The 20,813-nt window shown below is 68.6% G+C and carries 23 protein-coding genes and 3 tRNA genes; 12 read left to right on the plus strand and 14 right to left on the minus strand.

Going from position 1 to position 20,813, the window contains the following annotated elements:
* The first annotated feature begins 6 nt into the window (after positions 1-6).
* A complete protein-coding gene (gene gyrA / locus MRBLWH3_RS04000) occupies positions 7-2,649 on the plus strand; it encodes a DNA gyrase subunit A (RefSeq protein WP_363428921.1) in 2,643 nt (880 codons plus the stop codon).
* Positions 2,646-3,050, plus strand: coding sequence for a DUF3566 domain-containing protein (locus tag MRBLWH3_RS04005; protein ID WP_363428923.1), 405 nt, complete (start codon positions 2,646-2,648; stop codon positions 3,048-3,050). Before gyrA ends, MRBLWH3_RS04005 begins: the two co-directional genes overlap by 4 nt.
* A gap of 57 nt (positions 3,051-3,107) precedes the next feature.
* Here MRBLWH3_RS04005 and MRBLWH3_RS04010 read toward each other — a convergent pair whose 3' ends face one another.
* Complete coding sequence (locus tag MRBLWH3_RS04010; protein ID WP_414685283.1) at positions 3,108-3,833, minus strand: VIT1/CCC1 transporter family protein; 726 nt, start codon at positions 3,831-3,833, stop codon at positions 3,108-3,110.
* Positions 3,834-3,909: 76 nt separating this feature from the next.
* Here MRBLWH3_RS04010 and MRBLWH3_RS04015 point away from each other — a divergent pair.
* The 3 genes from MRBLWH3_RS04015 (at position 3,910) to MRBLWH3_RS04025 (ending at position 4,581) form a co-directional block, all read left to right on the plus strand.
* A tRNA-Ile gene (locus MRBLWH3_RS04015) sits at positions 3,910-3,983 on the plus strand.
* Positions 3,984-3,994: 11 nt separating this feature from the next.
* Positions 3,995-4,067, plus strand: a tRNA-Ala gene (locus MRBLWH3_RS04020).
* A gap of 73 nt (positions 4,068-4,140) precedes the next feature.
* Positions 4,141-4,581, plus strand: coding sequence for an NUDIX hydrolase (locus tag MRBLWH3_RS04025; RefSeq protein WP_363428927.1), 441 nt, complete (start codon positions 4,141-4,143; stop codon positions 4,579-4,581).
* 15 nt (positions 4,582-4,596) lie between these two features.
* Here MRBLWH3_RS04025 and MRBLWH3_RS04030 read toward each other — a convergent pair whose 3' ends face one another.
* Together MRBLWH3_RS04030 and MRBLWH3_RS04035 are read right to left on the minus strand one after the other, a co-directional pair.
* Positions 4,597-5,094, minus strand: a complete 498-nt coding sequence (locus MRBLWH3_RS04030) for an aminoacyl-tRNA deacylase (protein WP_363428929.1) — start codon at positions 5,092-5,094, stop codon at positions 4,597-4,599.
* A complete protein-coding gene (locus tag MRBLWH3_RS04035) occupies positions 5,087-5,602 on the minus strand; it encodes a DNA helicase (RefSeq protein WP_363428931.1) in 516 nt (171 codons plus the stop codon). The genes MRBLWH3_RS04030 and MRBLWH3_RS04035 overlap by 8 nt, the downstream gene beginning before the upstream one ends.
* 96 nt (positions 5,603-5,698) lie before the next feature.
* Here MRBLWH3_RS04035 and MRBLWH3_RS04040 point away from each other — a divergent pair, with 96 nt between their 5' ends.
* The gene (locus tag MRBLWH3_RS04040) at positions 5,699-6,271 is read left to right on the plus strand and encodes a peptidylprolyl isomerase (RefSeq protein ID WP_363428933.1); all 573 of its coding nucleotides are present in this window, start codon (positions 5,699-5,701) and stop codon (positions 6,269-6,271) included.
* A 92-nt stretch (positions 6,272-6,363) separates the two neighbouring features.
* The gene (locus MRBLWH3_RS04045; protein WP_363428935.1) at positions 6,364-7,257 is read left to right on the plus strand and encodes a rhomboid family intramembrane serine protease; all 894 of its coding nucleotides are present in this window, start codon (positions 6,364-6,366) and stop codon (positions 7,255-7,257) included.
* A gap of 163 nt (positions 7,258-7,420) precedes the next feature.
* Here MRBLWH3_RS04045 and MRBLWH3_RS04050 read toward each other — a convergent pair whose 3' ends face one another.
* Complete coding sequence (locus tag MRBLWH3_RS04050; RefSeq protein ID WP_045301992.1) at positions 7,421-7,660, minus strand: cell division protein CrgA; 240 nt, start codon at positions 7,658-7,660, stop codon at positions 7,421-7,423.
* A 97-nt stretch (positions 7,661-7,757) separates the two neighbouring features.
* On the opposite strand from MRBLWH3_RS04050, the gene MRBLWH3_RS04055 reads away from it, so the two are divergent.
* The 3 genes from MRBLWH3_RS04055 to MRBLWH3_RS04065 are packed head-to-tail and all read left to right on the plus strand — an operon-like array spanning position 7,758 to position 9,342.
* The gene (locus tag MRBLWH3_RS04055; protein ID WP_363428937.1) at positions 7,758-8,516 is read left to right on the plus strand and encodes a class E sortase; all 759 of its coding nucleotides are present in this window, start codon (positions 7,758-7,760) and stop codon (positions 8,514-8,516) included.
* A complete protein-coding gene (locus MRBLWH3_RS04060; protein ID WP_363428939.1) occupies positions 8,516-8,704 on the plus strand; it encodes a hypothetical protein in 189 nt (62 codons plus the stop codon). The genes MRBLWH3_RS04055 and MRBLWH3_RS04060 overlap by 1 nt, the downstream gene beginning before the upstream one ends.
* Complete coding sequence (locus MRBLWH3_RS04065) at positions 8,701-9,342, plus strand: anthranilate synthase component II (protein WP_363428941.1); 642 nt, start codon at positions 8,701-8,703, stop codon at positions 9,340-9,342. The genes MRBLWH3_RS04060 and MRBLWH3_RS04065 overlap by 4 nt, the downstream gene beginning before the upstream one ends.
* A gap of 22 nt (positions 9,343-9,364) precedes the next feature.
* Here MRBLWH3_RS04065 and pknB read toward each other — a convergent pair whose 3' ends face one another.
* The 7 genes from pknB to MRBLWH3_RS04100 form a co-directional block, all read right to left on the minus strand.
* Entirely contained in the window at positions 9,365-11,059 is a 1,695-nt protein-coding gene (gene pknB / locus MRBLWH3_RS04070) for a Stk1 family PASTA domain-containing Ser/Thr kinase (RefSeq protein ID WP_363428943.1), read from the minus strand.
* Between the two features lie 94 nt (positions 11,060-11,153).
* Complete coding sequence (locus MRBLWH3_RS04075) at positions 11,154-12,863, minus strand: serine/threonine-protein kinase (protein ID WP_363428945.1); 1,710 nt, start codon at positions 12,861-12,863, stop codon at positions 11,154-11,156.
* Positions 12,860-14,320, minus strand: a complete 1,461-nt coding sequence (locus MRBLWH3_RS04080) for a peptidoglycan D,D-transpeptidase FtsI family protein (RefSeq protein ID WP_363428947.1) — start codon at positions 14,318-14,320, stop codon at positions 12,860-12,862. The genes MRBLWH3_RS04075 and MRBLWH3_RS04080 overlap by 4 nt, the downstream gene beginning before the upstream one ends.
* Positions 14,321-15,715, minus strand: a complete 1,395-nt coding sequence (locus MRBLWH3_RS04085) for an FtsW/RodA/SpoVE family cell cycle protein (RefSeq protein WP_363428949.1) — start codon at positions 15,713-15,715, stop codon at positions 14,321-14,323. It lies immediately after the preceding gene.
* A complete protein-coding gene (locus MRBLWH3_RS04090) occupies positions 15,712-16,950 on the minus strand; it encodes a PP2C family protein-serine/threonine phosphatase (RefSeq protein ID WP_363428951.1) in 1,239 nt (412 codons plus the stop codon). The genes MRBLWH3_RS04085 and MRBLWH3_RS04090 overlap by 4 nt, the downstream gene beginning before the upstream one ends.
* 18 nt (positions 16,951-16,968) lie before the next feature.
* A complete protein-coding gene (locus MRBLWH3_RS04095) occupies positions 16,969-17,502 on the minus strand; it encodes an FHA domain-containing protein FhaB/FipA (protein WP_363428953.1) in 534 nt (177 codons plus the stop codon).
* The gene (locus MRBLWH3_RS04100; protein WP_363428955.1) at positions 17,499-18,242 is read right to left on the minus strand and encodes a DUF3662 and FHA domain-containing protein; all 744 of its coding nucleotides are present in this window, start codon (positions 18,240-18,242) and stop codon (positions 17,499-17,501) included. The genes MRBLWH3_RS04095 and MRBLWH3_RS04100 overlap by 4 nt, the downstream gene beginning before the upstream one ends.
* Positions 18,243-18,400: 158 nt before the next feature.
* Here MRBLWH3_RS04100 and MRBLWH3_RS04105 point away from each other — a divergent pair.
* A tRNA-Leu gene (locus tag MRBLWH3_RS04105) sits at positions 18,401-18,484 on the plus strand.
* On the opposite strand, the gene MRBLWH3_RS04110 is transcribed toward MRBLWH3_RS04105, so the two are convergent.
* The 3 genes from MRBLWH3_RS04110 to MRBLWH3_RS04120 all read right to left on the minus strand — a co-directional run bounded on the left by MRBLWH3_RS04110 (position 18,466) and on the right by MRBLWH3_RS04120 (position 20,163).
* On the minus strand, positions 18,466-18,888 hold the full coding sequence (locus MRBLWH3_RS04110) for a hypothetical protein (protein ID WP_363428957.1): 423 nt from the start codon (positions 18,886-18,888) through the stop codon (positions 18,466-18,468). The genes MRBLWH3_RS04105 and MRBLWH3_RS04110 overlap by 19 nt on opposite strands.
* A gap of 105 nt (positions 18,889-18,993) precedes the next feature.
* Positions 18,994-19,485: a GNAT family N-acetyltransferase gene (locus MRBLWH3_RS04115; RefSeq protein ID WP_363428959.1), complete on the minus strand. Its 492-nt coding sequence runs from the start codon at positions 19,483-19,485 to the stop codon at positions 18,994-18,996.
* A gap of 45 nt (positions 19,486-19,530) precedes the next feature.
* Positions 19,531-20,163 (minus strand): GntR family transcriptional regulator, encoded by a 633-nt coding sequence (locus MRBLWH3_RS04120; protein ID WP_363428961.1) that lies wholly within the window; start codon positions 20,161-20,163, stop codon positions 19,531-19,533.
* A gap of 372 nt (positions 20,164-20,535) precedes the next feature.
* On the opposite strand from MRBLWH3_RS04120, the gene MRBLWH3_RS04125 reads away from it, so the two are divergent.
* Positions 20,536-20,742: a cold-shock protein gene (locus MRBLWH3_RS04125; protein ID WP_229384785.1), complete on the plus strand. Its 207-nt coding sequence runs from the start codon at positions 20,536-20,538 to the stop codon at positions 20,740-20,742.
* Positions 20,743-20,813 lie beyond the last annotated feature (71 nt).

Raw genomic sequence — 20,813 nt, forward strand, 5'->3', positions numbered from 1 at the left:
GAACACATGGCAGACGAAGAGCGTCCCGACCCGAACGCCGAGCACGACCACGGCCGCATCGATCAGGTGGACCTGCAGCTCGAGATGCAGCGCAGCTACCTGGACTACGCGATGGCCGTCATCATCGGCCGCGCGCTCCCCGACGTGCGCGACGGCCTCAAGCCGGTCCACCGCCGCGTCATCTACGGCATGTACGACGGCGGGTTCCGTCCCGACAAGTCGTTCTCGAAGTGCGCGCGCGTCGTCGGCGAGGTCATGGGTCAGTACCACCCGCACGGCGACACCGCGATCTACGACGCCCTCGTCCGGCTCGTGCAGCCGTGGTCGCTGCGCTACCCGCTCGCGCAGGGTCAGGGCAACTTCGGCTCGCCCGGCAACATGGGCGCAGCCGCCCCGCGGTACACCGAGACCAAGATGGCCCAGCTCGCGCTCGAGATGGTGCGAGACATCGAGGAAGAGACCGTCGACTTCCACGACAACTACGACGGCCAGACCCAGGAGCCGTCGGTGCTGCCGGCGCGCTTCCCGAACCTGCTCGTCAACGGTTCGGTCGGCATCGCGGTCGGCATGGCGACCAACATCCCGCCACACAACCTCCGCGAGGTCTCCGCCGGCGCGCTGTGGGCGCTCGAGCACCCCGAGGCATCGCGCGAAGAGCTGCTCGAGGCGCTCATGGAGCGCATCCCCGGCCCGGACTTCCCGACCGGCGCGCAGATCCTCGGCACCAAGGGCATCCGCGAGGCGTACCGCACCGGCCGCGGCTCGATCACGATGCGCGCCGTCGTCTCCATCGAGGAGCTCCAGGGCCGTACCTGCCTCGTCATCACCGAGCTGCCGTACCAGGTCAACCCCGACAACCTCGCGGTCAAGATCGGCGACCTCGCCCGCGATGGCAAGATCACCGGCATCGCCGACATCCGCGACGAGACCTCGGACCGCACAGGTCAGCGCCTCGTGGTGGTTCTGAAGCGGGATGCCGTCGCGAAGGTCGTGCTGAACAACCTGTACAAGCACACCCAGCTGCAGGAGAACTTCGGCGCCAACATGCTCGCGATCGTCGACAACGTGCCGCGCACGCTGTCGCTCGACGGCTTCGTCACGCTGTGGCTCGAGCACCAGATCGACGTCATCGTCCGTCGCACCAGCTTCCGTCTGCGCAAGGCCGAAGAGCGCATGCACATCCTGCGCGGCTACCTCAAGGCGCTCGACGCGCTCGACGAGGTCATCGCGCTCATCCGCCGGTCGCCCAACGCCCAGGAGGCGAACGAGGGACTGCAGAAGCTCCTCGACGTCGACGAGGCGCAGGCCGATGCCATCCTCCAACTGCAGCTGCGCCGGCTCGCGGCCCTCGAACGGCAGAAGATCATCGATGAGGCCGCCGAGCTCGAGCTGCAGATCGCCGACTACAGGGAGATCCTGGCCACACCGCAGCGCCAGCGCGACATCATCCGCGAGGAGCTCACGGCGATCGTCGACAAGTTCGGCGACGAGCGCCGCACGCACATCCTCCATGGGTTCGACGGCGACATGTCGATGGAAGACCTGATCCCAGAAGAGGAGATGGTCATCTCGGTCACGCGCGACGGTTACATCAAGCGCACGCGCAGCGACAACTACCGCCAGCAGCACCGCGGCGGCAAGGGCGTCAAGGGCGCGCAGCTGCGGGCCGACGACGTGGTCGAGCACTTCTTCGTCACCACGACGCACCACTGGCTGCTGTTCTTCACGAACAAGGGCCGCGTGTACCGTTCGAAGGCGTATGAGGTGCCGGAGGCCGGACGCGACGCCAAGGGCCAGCACGTGGCGAACCTCCTCGCTCTGCAGCCCGACGAGGAGATCGCCCAGATCCTCGACATCCGCGACTACTCCGTCGCGACCTACCTCGTGCTCGCGACGCGCAGCGGTCTCGTCAAGAAGACGCGACTCACCGAGTACGACACCAACCGTCAGGGCGGGATCATCGCCATCAAGATCCGCGGCCAGGTCCCCGAAGAAGGCGACGAGGTCGAGGCCGGCCCCGAGGACGAGGTCGTCAGCGCCCTGCTCGTGGACGAAGGCGACGACATCCTCCTCATCAGCCGCCACGGCATGTCGCTGCGCTTCTCGGCGACCGATTCGGCGCTGCGACCGATGGGTCGCTCGACGTCCGGGGTGAAGGGAATGGACTTCCGCCCCGGCGACAGCCTGCTCTCGGCATCCGTCGCGACCGACGACGGCTACGTGTTCGTGGTGACCGAAGGCGGGTACGCGAAGCGCACCGCGGTCGACCAGTACCGCGTGCAGAACCGCGGCGGACTGGGCATCAAGGTGGCCAAGCTGAACGAGGATCGCGGCGATCTCGCGGGTGGTCTGATCGTCTCCGAGGACGACGAGGTCTTGGTGGTTCTTGCCAGCGGCAAGGTGGTACGCTCTGCCGTGGCCGAGGTCCCCGCCAAGGGTCGAGACACGATGGGTGTCGTGTTCGCCCGCTCCGGCGACGACGACCGCATCCTCGCGATCGCCCGTAACGGTGAACGCGGCCTCGCCGAAGAACCCGAGGATGCCCCTGGCGGAGCCGAGCAGGAACCGTCACCGGAGATCCCGTCATCAGAAGACAACGACGGGTCGGATGCCTCCCCCGAGACCCCCGAAGAGAGCACTGACGCATGAGCACGGTAGCCGACAAGCTCGCAAAGAAATCCAGTCACAAGACCAGCGCCAAGCAGGTTCGCCTGCGGCTGGTGTACGTGGACTTCTGGTCCGCGGTGAAGCTGTCCTTCCTCGCCGCGATCGCCATCGCGGTAGTGACGGTCGTCGCCTTCGTGATGGTGTTCCTGGTCGTGCAGACCACCGGCCTCATCGGTGAGGCCGACAAGTTCTTCGCGAGCTTCTCCGACGGCAGCATCCTGCTCTCGCAGTTCATCAACTTCCCGCAGGTGCTGGCCTTCTCGGCGGTCGTCGCCATCCTGAACCTCGTGGTCGTGACGGTGCTCGGTGCCGTGATCGCAGGTATCTACAACCTGGCGGTCAAGGTGACCGGCGGCCTGCTGGTCGGCTTCACCTCGAACTGACGCACGACGCTCGGCGCCGGTATTCGATGACGGATGCCGGCGCTCGGCGTGTGCGGCCTACACCACGGTGGTGCCGAGCAGCGTACCGATGAGCCAGGTCGCGACGAGGGCGAACGCGCCTCCGAGCACGAGGCGGGTGGCTGCCCGCGCCTTGGGGGCACCGCCGAGGTGGGCGGAGATCGTTCCGGTCGCGGCCAGGGCGACGAGTACGGCGACGAAAGTGACGGGCACGCGCCACTCGGGCGGTGGGAGCAGGATCGCCAGGAGCGGCAGAAGCGCGCCGAGAGTGAACGCGATCGCGGATGAGGTCGCGGCGTGCCACGGGTTCACGAGGTCGTGCTGGTCGATGTGGAGCTCCACCTCGAGGTGCGCGGACAACGCGTCGTGCGCCGTGAGCTCATGCGCGACCTGACGGGCGGTGGCGTCGGTCAGACCGCGGTCGCGGTAGAGCTGTGTCAGCTCTTCGAGCTCCGCGTCGGGCATGTCACGCAGCTCCCCGCTCTCCTTGGCGATGAGCGCCCGCTCGGAGTCGCGCTGACTGCTCACCGAGACGTACTCGCCCAGGGCCATCGAGATGGCGCCGCCGACGAGACCGGCGATTCCGGCGGTGAACAGTGCCCCGGTGTTCGTCGTCGCTCCCGCAACCCCGACGACAAGCGCGGCGACCGACACGATGCCGTCATTCGCCCCGAGAACACCCGCACGCAGCCAGTTGAGTCGCTGTCCGAGGCCGACGCCGTGCGGCTCGCCGGGGTGAGAAGTCCGCGCCACGAGCCCAGTCAACCAGGCCGATTCGTGAAATCAAGAATCGTCGGGTAAAGTCTTGGAGGTTGCGGAGCGCAGGTTCCGCAGTCAAAGCGGGGCTATAGCTCAGGCGGTTAGAGCGCTTCACTGATAATGAAGAGGTCCCAGGTTCAAGTCCTGGTAGCCCCACCGTAAGCCCCGGGGCCTTAGCTCAGTTGGTAGAGCGCCTGCTTTGCAAGCAGGATGTCAGGAGTTCGAATCTCCTAGGCTCCACAGACACGAAGCCGGTTCCGAGAGGGACCGGCTTCCGCGTTCTCCCACGAGGCCGGCGCGGTTAGGGTGAAGCATGGACCTGCGCGTCGCAGCCTACGCGGTGATCATGGACGATCAAGACCGGCTGCTGCTCGCGCACTGGAACGAGGGTCGCCGTGCCGCGTGGACGATGCCCGGCGGTGGGCTCGAGCCCGGTGAGGACCCCGCGAGCGCCGCCCGCCGTGAGGTCAAGGAAGAGACCGGCTACCGGGTCGAGATCGAGGGGCTCCTCGGCATCCACTCCCGTGTGGTTCCCCCGGGGCGCAGGCTCAAGCCCGGCTCGGACCTTCCCTTGCACACGCTGCGCATCGTCTATCGCGCACGCATCACGGGTGGCAAGCTCCGCAACGAGACCGGTGGCTCGACGGATCGCGCCGAGTGGTTCTCCCTCGCAGAGGTCCGCGGCCTTCAGCGGGTCAAACTGGTCGACATCGCCCTCGACATGGCGGGGATCGAACTGCCACCGGCGGACTGACCGATACCGGTGCCGTCAGTCGATGGGCTGCGAGATGTCGGCGACCGTCGCGCCGTACGCGGCGATGAGCGCGTCGGCGTCGACGAACATGCTGTACCCGTGGGCGCCGGCTCCCATCGCGATGCGCTGGCCCACGATCTCGCCGTCCGCGAAGATCGGCCAGTCGTGCGTACTGCCGAGGGGCACGATCGTGCCCCTCTCGTAGCCTGTGGCCGCCAGCGCGCGCGCCGGGTCAGGGAGCTGGAGCTTATTGACGCCCACCACGGCGCGCAGCTTGGGCCACGAGATCGCGCGGTCGCCTGGGATCAGGGCGAACAAGTAGGTGTCGTCGCTGCGCTTGACGACGAGCGTCTTCACGATTCCCGACGGCGGGATGCCGAGAATCGCCGCAGCCTCCGGCAGGCTGTTCGCCGCCGGACGCTCCCGGATCTCGACGTCGAGGCTGCGTTCGGCCGCCGCCGCGCGGACGCGGTCGACCCCGGTCAGAGTCTCCCCCGTGGTGGGCTCAGGCATCCGGTGCGCGCAGCGGGTCGTCCGCAACCCAGAGCTCGTCATCGGCGCGCAACGTCTGCCACGCGGCGTACAGCACGCCGACCGCAGCGGCGACCCCGAGGATGATGGCGATGACGCCGCCGGCGCCGATGCCCTTCTTCGCCGGAACCGGCGCGGCCTTCGCCCAGGACGACGGCAAGGCGAACCCGCGCCCGGAGGCGAGGTGCGAGCGCTGCTCGTTCGCGGCGTCCCACACCGACAGCGCGGAGCCGACCACGGCGCCCGCAGCGGGGATGACCGTGCTGTTCACGACCTTCTTGCCCTTGTCGACGTAGGGGGCGGCGTACTTGCCGTAGCTCGCCTGCACCTGCGGCTTGACCTGCTCGCGACCGTAGTGACCGAGCTGGCGACTCGCCTCACGGGCGACGGTCGCGGCCTCCCCGACCAGCACCTGCTGGGCCTCCCACAGGTTTCCGGCCTGCTTCTGAAGCTTCTGGAGTTCCTTCTTGCGCTTGCGGCTGAGGCTCACGGTTGCCCTCCCTGTCGTGGGGATGTCGGTCTCTTCATCTTGCCAGACGACCGCTGAGACGGGAGGGGTTGCAGGGAACTCTGAGACAATGTAGGAATGCCGCTTCACACTGCTGTCGCAACGATCCACACCAACTACGGCGACATCGTCGTCAACCTGTTCGGCGACCAGGCGCCTCGCACGGTGCAGAACTTCATCGGCCTCTCCGACGGTTCGCAGGCCTGGACGCACCCGGCGACCGGCAAGCCGGGCGACGGACCGCTCTACAAGGACGTCATCTTCCACCGGATCATCTCGGGCTTCATGATCCAGGGCGGCGACCCGCTCGGTCAGGGCGTCGGCGGTCCCGGGTACAACTTCAACGACGAGATCAACGGCGAGCTCACCTTCACCGCTCCGTACAAGCTCGCCATGGCGAACGCGGGCCTGCGCCGCAACGCGATCACCGGTCAGCCCGAGGGCACCAACGGCTCGCAGTTCTTCATCACGGTCCCCGGCCAGGGTGGGCGCGGCCCGGAGTGGCTGCAGGGCAAGCACACCATCTTCGGCGAGGTCGCCGACGACGCATCGAAGGCCGTCGTCGACACCATCAGCGAGGTGCCGACGGCTGCCGGCGACCGCCCGGTCGAGCCCGTCGTCATCGAGTCGATCGACATCGCCGCGGTCTGAGCGCTCGGTGCCGACCGGGTCCGGAGCAGCGCGCGCTGCCCGGACCCGGACGTCCGCATCCCTGACCCAGGCAAGACAGAGACGGGGCCCGCGTGAGCACGCAGGACTTCCAGCGCAATCGCGAAAACTTCTGCTACCGGCATCCGGACCGACAGAGCTTCGTGCTCTGCCAGCGCTGCCTGCGCACGATCTGCCCGGAGTGCCAGACGCAGGGCGCCGTCGGAGTCATCTGCCCGGAGTGCCTGCGCGACCAGCAGAAGGCGCAGTCGCCCGCGCAGAAGAAGGCGGAGCGACGGTGGTCTCGCCCTCGCGCGATGTCGGCGTCGTCGGGGCAGCCGGTCGTGACCTACACGATCATCGCGATCACGGCGTTCGTCTACCTGCTCACGCTGATCCCCGGCGGCTTCGGCGGCGCCGTCCAGGACGCGCTGTATTTCTGGGCGCCGCTGCTCTACCCCGAGTTCAGGGGCACCTCCCAGCCCTGGCGTCTGCTCACCGTCGCGCTGGTGCATTCGGGCATCTGGCATGTGGGACTCAACATGCTGGCCCTGTGGATGATCGGGCGAAGTCTCGAGCCTCTTCTCGGGCGCTGGCGATTCCTCACGCTGTATCTGCTGAGCGCACTCGGCGGCTCGGTCGCGGTGACGCTCCTGTCGTTCACGACGCCCGTGGTCGGGGCATCCGGGGCCATCTTCGGCCTCTTCGGAGCGCTCCTGGTGATCGGGCGTCACATCGGCGCGAACATCGCCGGCATCGCGCTTGTCCTCGGAATCAACCTCGTGATCGGGTTCATTCCCGGATTCAACGTGTCGTGGCAGGCCCACGTCGGCGGACTCGTCGTCGGGCTGCTCGTCGCCTTCATCTTCACGCGCACGCGTGCGGTCCGCCAGCGCGGACTGCAGATCGGCCTGCTCGTCGCCGTCGGTGCGGGCCTGGTGGCGCTGCTGCTCGTGCCCGTCTTCTTCCCGGCGCTCGTGATCCTCTGACCCGAGTTATCCACAGGTTCATCCACACCCTGGGGAGAATGACATGGGTGTAATTCACAGGTGTTAACAGACTTGTTAACAACTCCGGATCGGCCGGATTCGCAGCATCCGGGCACGGAAAAACCCCGGTCGTCAGAGACCGGGGTTTCTCTTCGAAGTGTCGCTATCGCCAGCGCGTCGTCATCAGGAAGCCGATGAAGGCGATGCCGAAGCCGATCACGAGGTTCCATGCCCCGATGTCGGGGATCGGGAACGCCATGCCGCTCAGGTAGAAGACGAGGATCCACACCAGACCGATGAGCATCAGTCCGATCATGATCGGCTTGAACCACACCGGGTTGGGTGCGGCTTCGCCTTCTGCGCGCTCGACGAGAGAGTCGTCGTCTTTGCCGGGTCGTGCCATGCACAAGAGTCTAACTGCCAGCCACGCCACAGCCCGCCCTGATTAGAATCCACCTGTGGATGACGCGCTGCCCGGCCCGAGGCGATCTGCCCGCAGGGTGAGGACCCCACGCCGGCGCACGTCCGTCGTCGGCGTCATCGGCGAGGTCCTCATCACCGCCGGCGTCATCGTGCTCCTCTACGTCGTGTGGCAGCTGTGGGTAGGCGACCTCATCTATGGCGCCGAGCGCAACGCCGAAGGCACCGAGTTGTCGCAGGAATGGCAGGCGCGATACGAGGAGCAGAATCCCGAGGCCGCGCCCGCCCCCACGACGGGCTCCGAGGCGGACCCCGAGGTCGTGCCCGTCACCTCGGCGCCCCCCGTGCTCGCCGAGCCTGCCGACGGCGTGGAGTTCGCGGTCATGCGGATCCCCCGATTCGGCGCCGACTACGCCGTGCGCATGGCCGGCGGTGTGACGCGCGCCCGCACCCTCGATCCCATAGGCATCGGGCACTACCCGGGAACGAGAATGCCGGGCGAGCCGGGCAACTTCGCCCTCGCCGCGCACCGCACCACGTGGGGCAAGCCCTTCAACCGCATCGCCGATCTGCACGTCGGCGACGCGATCGTCGTCGAGACGCAGGAGGGCTGGTACACGTACCGCTTCCGCACCCTCGAGTACGTCACTCCGAACGAGGTCGAGGTGCTCCTTCCGGTCCCCCAGGCGATGGACGTCCCCGCGGGGACGGCCTACATCACGCTCACGAGCTGCAGCCCGATGTATGCGATGACCGAGCGCATCGTGGCGTACGGTGTGTTCGAGTCGTTCACCCCCCGCTCCGTGGGCGAGCCGGCCTCCCTCCAGGCGGTGGCCTGATGTACGCGGGTCTCTGGCGGATCCTTCCCGGCCCGGCGTGGGTACGGGTCCTCATCCTGCTCGTGCTGATCGCCGCGGTGCTGTACGGACTCCTCTTCTACGTCTTCCCGTGGGTGAGCCAGTTCGTGAACCCGCAGGAGGTCACTGTGACGCTCCCCGCCGCACCGGGCGGGGTTCCGCTGTCGTGACCGACCCCTCGGCGTCGGCGCCGGTCCTCGTCGTCGACAACCACGACAGCTTCGTGCACACCCTGATCGGGTACCTCCACGAGCTGGGCGCCGACACCGACCTGGTCGAGGCGGACGCCCTCGGCGACCCCGCGCGCGCCATCTCCGGTCGGCCCGGCGTCCTCGTGTCCCCCGGACCAGGAAGCCCCGGCGACGCCGGCGCGTCGATCGAGGTGGTCCATGCGGCGGCGGCGGGCGGCATCCCGCTCCTCGGAGTCTGCCTCGGTCATCAGGCGATCGGCGAGGCGTTCGGCGCCACGGTCGACCACGCCCCCGAGCTGATGCACGGCATGACGTCGCTCGTGCACCACGACTCCTCGCACCTCTACGACGGACTGCCCGATCCGTTCACCGCGACCCGCTATCACTCGCTCGCGATCATTCCCGAGACGCTGCCCGACGACCTCGTCGTCACGAGCCGCACGGCGAGCGGCGTCATCATGGGCGTCGCGCACCGCACCGCCCCCATCGTCGGGGTGCAGTTCCACCCCGAGAGCGTGCTCACCGAGGGGGGCTATCGGCTGCTCGGCAACTGGCTCGCCTCGGTCGGGTACACGGATGCCGCGGCCCGGGGTGCGGCGCTGAGTCCCCGGCGCTGAGCCGGGGCGGCGTGCCGTCGGCTCAGGCGCCCGTGCAGTACGTCAGCGTGATCTCCGAGTGCACGGCGACGTCGCCAGGCGTCAGCGACTGCGACGACACCGTCGGCGGGGTGGAGCCCGCGCAGTTCGGGTCTTCCGCGGGGATCACGGTCAGGCCGAGTCCCTCGAGCTCCCGCGTCGCGGCGTCCACCGTGTAGCCCCGCACGTCGTTGATGGCCACCCGGCCGGAGGCGACCACGAGGTTCACCATCGTGCCGGTGGGCACGCTCGACCCGTCGACAGGGTTGCTCGAGATGACCGTTCCCGCGGCGAGATCCTTGTCGTTCTGCTGCGTGATGGTGCCCAGCTGCAGGCCCGCTCCGGTGATGGCGGTGGTCGCGGCATCCTGTCCCAGTCCGGCGAGCGTGGGCACGGTCGACATCTGCTGGCCGGTCGACACGTAGACCTTCACCTGCTGATCCGGGGTGACCGACGTCCCGGCGTCGGGATCGGTGCGGATGACGTTGCCCTCCGCGACCTCGGTGCTCTCCTCGTCCACGCGGATCGCGCGGAGGTCCGATTCGGCGAGGGTGTCGTTCGCCCGCTCGTACGTCATCCCCGACACGTCCGGCACCTCGCGCGCGTTGCCCGGAAGCTCGTCGCGCGGCTGGATCGTGAGCACCCAGAACAGCAGCGAGATGAGCAGCACCGCGAGCAGCGCCACGCCCGCCCAGATCCACGCGACCGGTGGCCCGGCCTGCGTGCGCTTCATCGTGGTGTCGGTGCTCAGCTGACGCAGCGATCGTGCGGTCTCGGCGGCCTGCCGCGGGTTGGGTCCGTAGAGCTCGCTCGTGAGGGCGCCGACCTGGCGCTTGGTGGGCTGCCTGCCGTCGACGGTCGCGTCGAGGGCCTCGCGGAACCCTGCTGCGTCCTGGTAGCGCTGGAACGGATCCTTCGCGAGGGCGCGGAGCGCGACCGTGTCCAGCGCCCGCGGCACGGTCTCGTTCACCTCGGACGGCGGGACCGGTGCCTCGCTCACGTGCTGGTACGCGACCGCGACCGGGGATTCGCCGCGGAACGGCTGGCGGCCGGTCAAGAGCTCGTACAGCACCACACCCGTCGAGTACACGTCGGCGCGCGCGTCGACGGGCTCCCCCTTGGCCTGCTCAGGCGAGAAGTACGCGGCGGTGCCGAGGATCTGCGTGGTCTCGGCGACCGTCGACGACGAATCCGACACGGCGCGGGCGATGCCGAAGTCCATGACCTTCACCTGACCGGCATCCGTCACCATGACGTTGCCGGGCTTGATGTCGCGATGCACGACGCCCGCGCGGTGCGAGTACTCGAGAGCCTCGAGGATGCCGTCGACGTAGCGGACGGCATCCGTCACGGGAACCGGGCCCGCAGCGATGATCTGCTTGAGAAGGCGTCCCTTGACGAGCTCCATCACGATGAACGGGACGGGGCGCACCGTGCCGTCCGGGGTGGTCAGGGAGTCCTCGCCGGCGTCGTAGACGCGCACGATCGTCGGATGCGCCATGCGGGAAGCTGCCTGCGCCTCCAGGCGGAACCGGGTGCGGAACGCGTTGTCGTCGGCCAGCTCGCGGTCGAGGATCTTGATCGCGACCTCGCGGCCGAGCGTGAGGTCGTACCCGCGGTAGACACTCGCCATGCCGCCCCGGCCGATCGGCTCATCGATGCGATAGCGCCCCGAAAGCACGCGCGGCTCAGCTGTCACGGTCACTCCCTGCCTGGAACATCAGCCACACTAGCCGAGCCCGAGCGGGTCGCACGTGCCGTACGACCCGCTCGGAGGACTCACTCAGCCAAGCTCACGGCGTGGGCGTCGGAGTCGGGGTCGCGGCCTCGATCAGCACGGTCGCCTCGCCGGACGCACCCGACGTACGGTTGCCCGCCGTGCCGCCGCTGCAGGTCACGGTGTACGTGACGATGACGGTCTGACCGGCCGTGTCGCCCGCGGTCACCGTCGCGTTGCGCGCGTTCTGCGGGAAGTTCGGGCCGTTGGCGATCGTGCCGTTCTGGACTGCGAACGTGTACGAGCTCACCGAGCCGGTGCCCGATGGGCACGTGTAGCCGTCCCACATCACCGTCAGGTCGCCGCCGGGCTCGACGGTCGCCGGTGATCCCTGGAACGTCGGGGTCGCGGGGGGCGGCATCGGGGTCTGGCCCGCGTAGGTCGTCAGCTCGATGATCGTGCTCTTCGGCACGTTTCCCGTCGGGGTGACACTGTAGATCTTGCCGACGCTGGCCTCGTCGGGCGAGGCGTTGCCCTCTTGGCAGTTCGCGCCGAGGCCGAGAGCGTCGAGGGCGGCCGACGCCGTGGGGCAGTCCTGCCCGACGTAGTCGTCCGCGACGACGTTCACCGTGGTGGGCGTCGGGGTCGGAGTGTCGGTCGGCGTCGCGGACGGCGAGGCGGAGCTCTTCGTCGGGTCGGGTTCGGGCTCGTTGCCCGAGTTCGCGACGACCGCCCAGATGGTGCCGATCAGCACGAGCAGCAGCAGGGCGATGAGCGCGATCAGCGGCCACGTCCAGGGGCTGCGCTTCTTCTTCTCCGGGGTCTCGTCGGCGCCCTCTTCGCCCGGTGCGGGCAGGAGGCGGGTCGCCGCAGACGTGTCGGAGCCGGAGGCGAGGAGCTGGGTCGCCGCATCGCCTGCGGCGACCGCGCCCGCGATCGCCGGGACCGCCGCCGCGGCGGCGGCGACATCGCCACGGCGCAGCGCCGAGGCGGCGCGCGCGACGGCTGCCGCCGACGCCGGGCGTTCCTCGGGCTTCTTGGCGATCATCGCCATCACGAGGTTCTGCACGGGAACGGCGACCGTCGCGGGCAGCGCGGGCGGCTGCTCGTTGATCTGCGCCATCGCGATCGCGACCTGCGACTCGCCTGTGAACGGGCGCTTGCCCGCGAGACACTCGTAAGCGACGATGCCGAGCGAGTAGATGTCGGTGGCAGGGGACGCCGGGTGTCCCGACGCCTGCTCGGGCGACAGGTACTGCACGGTCCCCATCACCTGTCCGGTGGCGGTGAGCGGCACCTGGTCGGCGATGCGCGCGATGCCGAAGTCGGTGATCTTCACGCGCCCGTCGGGCGTGATGAGGAGGTTGCCGGGCTTGATGTCGCGGTGCACGAGGCCGGCCGCGTGCGCCGCCTGAAGCGCCGCGGACGTCTGAGCGACGATGTCGAGGGTCTTGTCGGTCGACAGGGTTCCGTCGCGCTCGAGGATCGTCGACAGTGCCTCGCCGGGAACGAGCTCCATCACGAGGAAGGCGCTGCCGTTCTCCTCGCCGTAGTCGAACACGCTGGCGATGCCCTCGTGGTTGACGAGCGCCGCGTGGCGGGCTTCGGCACGGAAGCGTTCCAGAAAGCCCGGATCGCCCATGTACTCGTCTTTGAGGATCTTGATGGCGACGGTTCGCCCGATGACGTGGTCGGTCGCCTCCCAGACCTCGCCCATGCCGCCGATCGCTATGCGCGAATCGAGTTCGTATCGGCCGCCGAAGGTCACGCCCTGCGTCGGTCTCATCGTCCCAGCACCGCCTCCATGACCTTCTTCGCGATAGGAGCGGCGATGGTGTTGCCGCTGCCCGATTGTCCTTGCCTGCCGCCGTCCTCGACGACCACGGCGACGGCGACCTCGGGGTTGTCGGCAGGTGCGAACCCGGTGAACCAGAGCGTGTACGGCTCATCGCCCGTGTTCTCCGCGGTTCCCGTCTTTCCGGCCACGTCGACCCCGTCTATTCTTGCACCCGACGCGGCACCGTCACTGACATTGGCGACCATCATCTGAACCAGCTCGTCCGCCAGGTCCGCCTCGAGCGCCCGCCCGAATTCACTGTCGTCGAAGGTCTTCTGAACAGACAGATCCGGGCCGATCACGCGGTCCACCATCCTCGGGTCCATCACGATCCCGCCGTTCGCGATGCCCGCCGACACCATCGCCATCTGCAGCGGCGTCGCGGTGACCTGGCCCTGGCCGAAGCCGCTCAGTGCGGTCTGCGCGTCGTCCTGGATCGTGCGGGGATAGCCGGACGCCGTTGAGGTGACCGGCAGCTCGAACGACAGATTGAAGCCGTACTTCTCGGCCTCTTCGCGGATCGCGGTGTCGCCGAGTTCGACCGCGAGCTCGGCGAACGGGATGTTGCAGCTCAGCCGCAGCGCATCGGCGAGCGTGACCGTGTCGCCGCCGCCGCACGTGCCGCCGCTGGCGTTGTGCACGACGCTCGACGACTGCGGCAGCTGATAGGTCGCCGGGTTGGGGAGCGTCGACGCCGGCGTGTATTCGCCCGACGCGAGGGCCGCCGAGGCGACCACGAGCTTGAAAGTGGACCCGGGCGGGTTGAGATCGCCGGCGATCGCGCGGTTCGACAGCGGCTTTCCGGGGTCGGCGACGAGAGCGTCGTACGCGGCGTTGACCTCGCCCGTGGCATGCGAGGCGAGCACGTTGGTGTCGTAGCTCGGGCTCGTCACCATGGCGAGGATGCGTCCGGTCGACGGCTCGATAGCGATCACGCCGCCCTGCAGATCGCCGAGCGCCTCGTACGCCGCGCGCTGCACGTCGGCGTCGAGAGACAGCACGACGTTCGATCCGCGCGGGGGTTGCCCGGTGAAGATGCGCTCGACGCGCGAGAGGAACTGCGAGCCCGCCGTGCCGCTGAGCTCCTGGTTCATCGCCTGCTCGATCCAGGTCGCCGAGTTCAGGGCGGGATTGATATAGCCGGTGACGGGCGCCCACATCTCGGCATCCGTGTATACGCGCTGCCAGCTGTAGAGGTCGCCCGAGGGCACCGAGGACGCGATGGCCGAGCCGCTCGCGATGATCGACCCGCGCTGCACCTCGTACGAGTCGTACAGTGCGCGGCGGTTCGCGGGGTTCGCGGCGAGCTCGTCGGTCTGGATCACCTGGATCCAGCTCGTAGACCCGAACAGCGCGAGGAACATGACCAGCATCAGGATGCTGAGTCGGCGCAGCTCCTTGGTCATCTAGCCGATCACCACCCTCGGCCGGCTCCGCACGGCGTCGGAGATGCGCAGGAGGAGGGCCACGATGATCCAGTTCGCCACGAGCGACGAACCGCCCGCGGCGAGGAACGGCGTGGTGAGGCCGGTGAGCGGGATGAGCCGCGTGACGCCGCCGACCATGATGAACACCTGCAGGGCGATCGTGAACGACAGGCCGGTCGCCAGCAGCTTGCCGAAGTCGTCCTGCCCGGCGAGGCCGATGCGGATGCCGCGGCTCGTGAACACCATGTACAGGCACAGGATCGCGAAGACCCCGATGAGGCCGAGCTCCTCGCCGAGCGCCGGGAGGATGTAGTCGCTCTCGGCGACCGGCGTCAGGTACGGCCGCCCCTGGCCGAGGCCGGTGCCCAGCAGGCCTCCGTTCGCCATGCCGAAGATGCCGTTGACGAGCTGGTAGCTGGAGTCGTCCATCAGCTCGGGGTTGAACGCGTCGAGCCAGTTGTTGAAGCGCGCGCCCACGTACGGCAGGATCCGCGACGCGAGGAACGCCCCCGACACCGCGAGCACGACGCCGATGAGCACCCAGCTGGTCTTGCCCGTGGCGACGTAGAGCATCGCGACGAACATGCCGAAGATGAGCACGCCGGTGCCGAGGTCGCGCTGCAGCACGATGATGCCGAGCGACACGAGCCAGATGACGAGCAGCGGCCCGAGTTCGCGCGCGCGGGGCCAGGTCATGCCGAGGAAGCGCGTGCCGGTCGAGGTCAGACTCTCCCGCGTGCGGACGAGATAGCCGGCGAAGAAGATGCCGAGGGCGATCTTCGCGAGTTCGCCGGGCTGGAAGGTGAAGAAGCCGAGGTCGACCCACACGTCGGCGTTGCCGCCGCCGCTGAGTCCTGGGATCACCGGCAGGATCAGCAGCACGATGCCGACGAACCCGAAGATGTACGTGTACCGGAACAGCACGCGGTAGTTCTTGAGGAACATCACCACGAGGATCGCCGCGACCAGGGCGATCGCCGCCCACGCGAGCTGCCGCGTCGAGAACGCGTCCCACCCGTGGCGCTCCCAGTACAGGTCGAGCCGGTAGATCATCGCGAGGCCGAGTCCGGTGAGGAGCGTTGCGATCGGGACGACGAACGGGTCGGCGGCGCGGGCGCGCAGGCGCAGCAGGATGTGCAGCGCGATCACGAGGGCCGTGAGGCCGCCGCAGTAGACGAGGAACGTCCAGTCGATGAAGTCCTGCGCGCCGAGCTGCACGAGTGCGATCGCGGAGCCGTTGATCGCGAACGCGAAGATCAGCAGCGCCAGTTCGCGGTTGCGCTGGGTCTGCGGCACGCGGATGCGACGCAGCGCCCGCACGACGGCCGTATCGGTCGAGACCGCGTCGGTGGGTGTGCTCGTGGGGGCGCTCATCCGCCTCCTCCCGCCAGGTCGCTGATTCCCGACACGATCTGCCGCGCATGCAAGAGCGAGTTCGCCGAGATCGTCCCCTCCACCGTCGCACGGGCGAACTCCGACAGCGAATCGAGCGGGATCCCGGTGTCTTCGTACGGGGTCGACAGTGAGATCGGGCCGATGTTCTGCTGAACGCCCTGGTAGATCACGACAGTGTCCTCATCCGCCCCGACGAAGTAGCGCGTCTGCGTCCACTGGTAGCCGAGCCACGCGGCCCCCGCGATGATCACGAGCACGAGGGCGACGCCCGCGATCCACCCGATGCGGCGCCGCCGGGCGCGCCGGCGATCCTCTTCGATGAGCTCCTCGAGGAACTCGGGCGCCGGCTCGAAGTGGGTGGGCTCGTTGGCCGCCTGGCGGTTCGGGTGCAGCCAGCTCGAGCGCCGCGGCGCGGCCGCGGGCACCTCGACGCCGACCGGGTTCGACGCAGACCCGACGATCGTGGGCGTTCCCGAGAACAGCGGATGCTGTCCGCCGACGTCGACGATGACGATCGTGACGTTGTCGGGGGCGCCGCCGTCGAGAGCCTGCTTGAGCAGGTTGTCGGCCGTACGGCCGGGAGCGAGGCCCAGCCCGAGGGCCTTGGACGTATGGGGGTCGTCGACCACGCCCGACAGCCCGTCCGAGCACAGCAGCCAGCGGTCGCCGGGCTGCGTCGGCATGATGAACGTGTCGAGCTCGGGGTCGGTGTCCATGTCGCCGAGCACGCGCATGAGCACGGAGCGACGCGGGTGGTAGCGCGCCTCCTCGGGAGTGATGCGGCCCGAGTCGACGAGGCGCTGGACGAACGTGTGGTCCGTCGTGATCTGGGTGAGGGCGCCGTCGCGGAACAGGTAGATGCGCGAGTCGCCGATGTGGGCGATGACGGCGTAGTCGTCCACCATGATCAGCGCGCTGACGGTGGTGCCCATGCCGGCGAGCTCCGGCCGGACGCCGACCGTGTCGACCAGGTCGACCGCGGCGTCCGAGATCGCGTCACGCAGCGCCCGCTCCGCCTCGGCGGTCGACTCGAACGGCCTGTCCAGCCCCTCGAGTCGGGAGATCGCGAGGCTCGACGCGACGTCGCCGCCGGCGTGGCCTCCCATGCCGTCGGCGACGACGAACAGGTTCGAGCCGGCGTACCCGGAGTCCTGGTTGTTGGAGCGCACCTTGCCGGTGTGCGAGATCGCGGCGCTCGAGCCCTGGAAGACCATGTGCGAGGGGTCCGCCCGCTACTTCCGCAGCTCGAACGTCGTCGCGCCGACCTTGATCGGAGCGCCGAGGTTCACGGGGACCGGGGCGGTCACACGCACGCCGTCGTGCCAGGTGCCGTTCGTCGAATCGAGATCCTGGATCATCCACTGGTCGCCCCACAGCACGAGGCGCGCGTGGTGGCTCGACGTGTAGTCATCGCGGACGACGAGGCCCGACTCGCTCGAGCGGCCGATCGTGAGGGGCTCGTTCCCCAACGGAAGTTCGAGTCCGGTCTTCGGTCCGCTCGTGATGACGATACGCGACGCGGTGGCGGTCGTCGCGGGTCCACCGGGCTTGGCCGGCGGCGCGGCCGCGACCGGTGCGGTGACGGACGAGGCGGAGCCGGGAGCGGATGCCGCGGGTGCGGCCGCTGCGGCGGCTGCAGCATCCGGCATCCGCCTGACTTTCACTCCGAAAAGGTCGGCGCGCAGCGAGTACACGACGGCGAAGACGAACGCCCACAGCAGCACCAGGAATCCGATGCGCAGCAGCAGCAGGGTGAGCTCGCTCATGCCAGCGGGCCCCTCTCCTGCGGGTCGAACGCCCGGGTCGCATCGTCGACGGATGCTGCCGGCCTGACCGCACTCGCCTGCGCGACGACGCGGAACACGATGTCGGTGCGTCCGATGCGCACGGTGGCGTCGGGCGGGAGCGCCGCCTCGGTCACCTTGCGACCGTCGAGCATCGTGCCGTTGGTGGAGCCGAGATCGCGCACCATGGCGCGCTCGCCGTCCCAGAGGATCTCGACGTGCCTGCGGCTCGTGCCGGAGTCGGCGACCGTGATGTCGGCGTCGCTGCCGCGGCCGATGACGGTACGCGACTTCGTCAGCGGGATGCGGCGCCCTTCGACGTCGACGACGCCGCGCCACGACACGCGCCCACCCTGGGCGGTCGAAGACTCGACGCGGAGGGTGCCGGTCGAGAGCTCCTCGTCGCGTCGGATCGCGATCGTCACGGGGCCGGCAAACGAGTATCCCTGTGCTTTCGCGTGCGCATGGACGAGCGTGTCGAGCTCGTGCAGGAGCGCGTCGCCGAGCGCTGAGATGCGATCGTCGTCGGCGGGCGACAGTCGCACCGTGAACGTGTTCGGCGCGAGGATGCGGTCGCGGCTGACGACGGCCGCCTTCTTGTCGAGCTCGCTGCGCAGGGCCGATGCGATCTCGACAGGCTGGATGCCGCTGCGGAAGGTCTTGGCGAACGCGCTGTTGACTGCGCGCTCCAGACCTTTCTCGAAGCTGTCAAGTAGTCCCACGGAGCTCCTCTAGAGGGGGGTGCCGGTTGCTACATGCTAATTGCACACGCTGTACCCGTGATGGATCGCGCCCCCGATCAGGTGAGTTCGGAAGGGGCCGCGACGCATGATATCCTCGGGAAGTTGAGTTTCGCGGGATCTGAAGGATCACGCGGCTCGCGCGAGTGGCGGAATAGGCAGACGCGCTGGCTTCAGGTGCCAGTGCCCGAAAGGGCGTGGGGGTTCAACTCCCCCCTCGCGCACAGCGGGCCCTGTTCTTTTTCAGAGCAGCGGTCCTCACGCATCGAAGAGGCCGGTCGGAGGCGAAGAGCTCCGACCGGCCTCTTCGTTTCCGCTCCGGACGGGTCGTCCCCAGCGCAAGATTCCCGCTCGTCGCCCACACGCCCGGCACGAGTGACCGATGTCGGAGGCTGCTCGAGTCCGTGTTCTGTCCGGGTGTGGTGGTCGTGCCGCCGATGATCACCAGGTCAGGGCATGTGAGGTTGGCGACCGCTGCGATCAGGGTCCCCAGTGCGCGACCAGATGCGTCGAGGATACGTTCCACGGCTGGCTGCCGGGATGCCGCGAGTGCGAGTACCTCGTCCCATGGCACCTCGCGTCCCAGAGCCATCGACACATCTCTTTCGATGAAGGGAACCGTGAGCATCGCCTCAGCGCACCCGCGATGTCCTCGAGTGCACGGCGGACCGAGGGGTCCAATGGCCAATGGCCGACGAGACCCACCCCGGAGTCCGCGCCTGTCTCCCCGCGCTCACGCGCCGTCGAGCGCGGGCGGGAGCGTGAAGACGATCTCCTCGATCTCGCGGCCGATGCCCGGGGCGAAGTCGACGTTTCGCGACACCTCGGTGAAGCCGACCTTGGTGAGCACGGCGATCGAGGCTGTGTTGTGCGCCGCGACGCGGGCGAAGAGCGGGCGTATGGGCTCGCGCGAGATCAGATGGCGCAGCGCTGCGGTCGCGACGCCCCGGCCCCACGCGTGGCGCGCGATCCAGTAGGTGACCTCGCGGTCGCCGTCGATAGTGAAGGATGCCGCGGTCCCGGCGAAGCCGCCGTCCTCGGTGATCACGAACGAGAGCACGCCGGGCGTGGCGAACTCACGGGCGATCCACGCGTCGAAGGCGTCGCGGTCGTCGGGGTCTTCGGCGGTGAAGGCGGCCATCGCGATCGCCTCGCGGTCGCGCATCATCTCGAAGATGGCGTCGAGGTCGTCTTCGTCGACGGGTCGCAGCTCGATATGGTGCACGGTTTCACGGTAGCCGCGGCATCCGTCACCGAGAAGAGCGGGAGATCAGTTCAGGCCGTGGATGCTGCGCAGCAGTGATTCGGCACGGTCGGCGTCGCGGGCGACGAAGGCGGCGCGGAACTCCTCGTAGGCGGCCGTGCGGCCGATGGGGCACTCGATGAACGGTCGCCAGCCCACCATGTCGCGCCGGATCGCGAACTCGTACTCGCGGACGAACTGCCGCAGCGCGAAGTTGCCGCTCGCTTGGGTGACCACGGAGAAGAAGGCGTGGCTGGCCACGGCGAGGGCCTCGGCGTCGTTCGCGCGAGACGCGGCGATGACGTCGTCGAGCCGCTCCAGCGCGATCTCGAGCGCCTCGGCGTCAGCGCGAGCCGATGCCATGCGCACGGCGAGCCCCATGTTGAAGGCGACGAGCTCGACCGTGTCGTCCTGCTGGTTGGGATGCGACACCCGTGTGTAGCGGTGCGGCGACACCTCGACCAGGCCGGCGCGCTCCAGTCGCTGCAGCGCCTCGCGCACCGGAGTGCGCGAGACCCCGAGCCATTCCGCCAGCTCCTGGTCGCGCAGCCGCTCGCCAGGGGCCAGCCGACCGTCGAGTATCGCCTCGCCCAGGCGCGCGTACACCTCGTCTCCGAGGACGGCGCGGCTCGGCTCGAGCGGGACGAAGGGGGCGGTCATGAGTGGCACCAGTGTACGCCGGAGGATTCACCTGCATAGACCCTCTTGAGGCGGCCCTCAGGAGGTTCCCCGGAGAACCCGCCGGACCCCATCAGAAAGTGCGGAAACGCTGAGGATCCGGCCTCGCTCTCGCGCCGATATATCGGTACGATTAGCCCTGTCCACGTTAAGACGTGGCCTATCCGGGGGGATCCGTCGACGCCCGGGCTTTCGAGCCAAGCTCAGCCCGGGCGGACGATGGCCCCGTGGTCCACCGGTTGCTCTGCAACATTTGTGTCACCTTCGCAACTGGGTCTCGCCGCGCGGCCGCCGGTTCACTACGTTGGATGCAATCGTCGCAATCGCGACGAGATCAACGAAGAACGGCAAGTAATGAGCACGCAGGGCACCGTCAAGTGGTTCAACTCGGAGAAGGGATTCGGCTTCATCGCTCCCGATGAGGGCGGCGCAGACGTCTTCGCGCACTACAGCGCAATCCAGTCGGGTGGATACCGCTCCCTCGAGGAGAACCAGCGCGTCGAGTTCGAGATCGCGCAGGGACCCAAGGGCCTCCAGGCCGAGAACATCCGCCCGATCTGATCGGCGGACCGATCGCTTCACGCGGTCGAAGCCGCGGTATCCCATGGGTGGGTGCCGCGGCTTCGTCGCGC

This window comes from Microbacterium sp. LWH3-1.2, from assembly GCF_040675855.1.
GTDB lineage: Bacteria > Actinomycetota > Actinomycetes > Actinomycetales > Microbacteriaceae > Microbacterium.

Excerpts from the sequence above, each read along its gene's own strand:
- MRBLWH3_RS04085 (WP_363428949.1), bottom strand. The coding sequence starts at position 15,715 with ATGAGCGCCCCCACGAGCACACCCACCGACGCGGTCTCGACCGATACG.
- MRBLWH3_RS04075 (WP_363428945.1), bottom strand. The coding sequence starts at position 12,863 with ATGAGACCGACGCAGGGCGTGACCTTCGGCGGCCGATACGAACTCGAT.
- MRBLWH3_RS04040 (WP_363428933.1), top strand. The coding sequence starts at position 5,699 with ATGCCGCTTCACACTGCTGTCGCAACGATCCACACCAACTACGGCGAC.
- gyrA (WP_363428921.1), top strand. The coding sequence starts at position 7 with ATGGCAGACGAAGAGCGTCCCGACCCGAACGCCGAGCACGACCACGGC.
- MRBLWH3_RS04125 (WP_229384785.1), top strand. The coding sequence starts at position 20,536 with ATGAGCACGCAGGGCACCGTCAAGTGGTTCAACTCGGAGAAGGGATTC.
- MRBLWH3_RS04095 (WP_363428953.1), bottom strand. The coding sequence starts at position 17,502 with ATGAGCGAGCTCACCCTGCTGCTGCTGCGCATCGGATTCCTGGTGCTG.
- MRBLWH3_RS04005 (WP_363428923.1), top strand. The coding sequence starts at position 2,646 with ATGAGCACGGTAGCCGACAAGCTCGCAAAGAAATCCAGTCACAAGACC.
- MRBLWH3_RS04030 (WP_363428929.1), bottom strand. The coding sequence starts at position 5,094 with ATGCCTGAGCCCACCACGGGGGAGACTCTGACCGGGGTCGACCGCGTC.
- MRBLWH3_RS04110 (WP_363428957.1), bottom strand. The coding sequence starts at position 18,888 with ATGCTCACGGTTCCCTTCATCGAAAGAGATGTGTCGATGGCTCTGGGA.
- MRBLWH3_RS04050 (WP_045301992.1), bottom strand. The coding sequence starts at position 7,660 with ATGGCACGACCCGGCAAAGACGACGACTCTCTCGTCGAGCGCGCAGAA.
- MRBLWH3_RS04025 (WP_363428927.1), top strand. The coding sequence starts at position 4,141 with ATGGACCTGCGCGTCGCAGCCTACGCGGTGATCATGGACGATCAAGAC.
- MRBLWH3_RS04080 (WP_363428947.1), bottom strand. The coding sequence starts at position 14,320 with ATGACCAAGGAGCTGCGCCGACTCAGCATCCTGATGCTGGTCATGTTC.
- MRBLWH3_RS04120 (WP_363428961.1), bottom strand. The coding sequence starts at position 20,163 with ATGACCGCCCCCTTCGTCCCGCTCGAGCCGAGCCGCGCCGTCCTCGGA.
- MRBLWH3_RS04060 (WP_363428939.1), top strand. The coding sequence starts at position 8,516 with ATGTACGCGGGTCTCTGGCGGATCCTTCCCGGCCCGGCGTGGGTACGG.
- MRBLWH3_RS04090 (WP_363428951.1), bottom strand. The coding sequence starts at position 16,950 with ATGGTCTTCCAGGGCTCGAGCGCCGCGATCTCGCACACCGGCAAGGTG.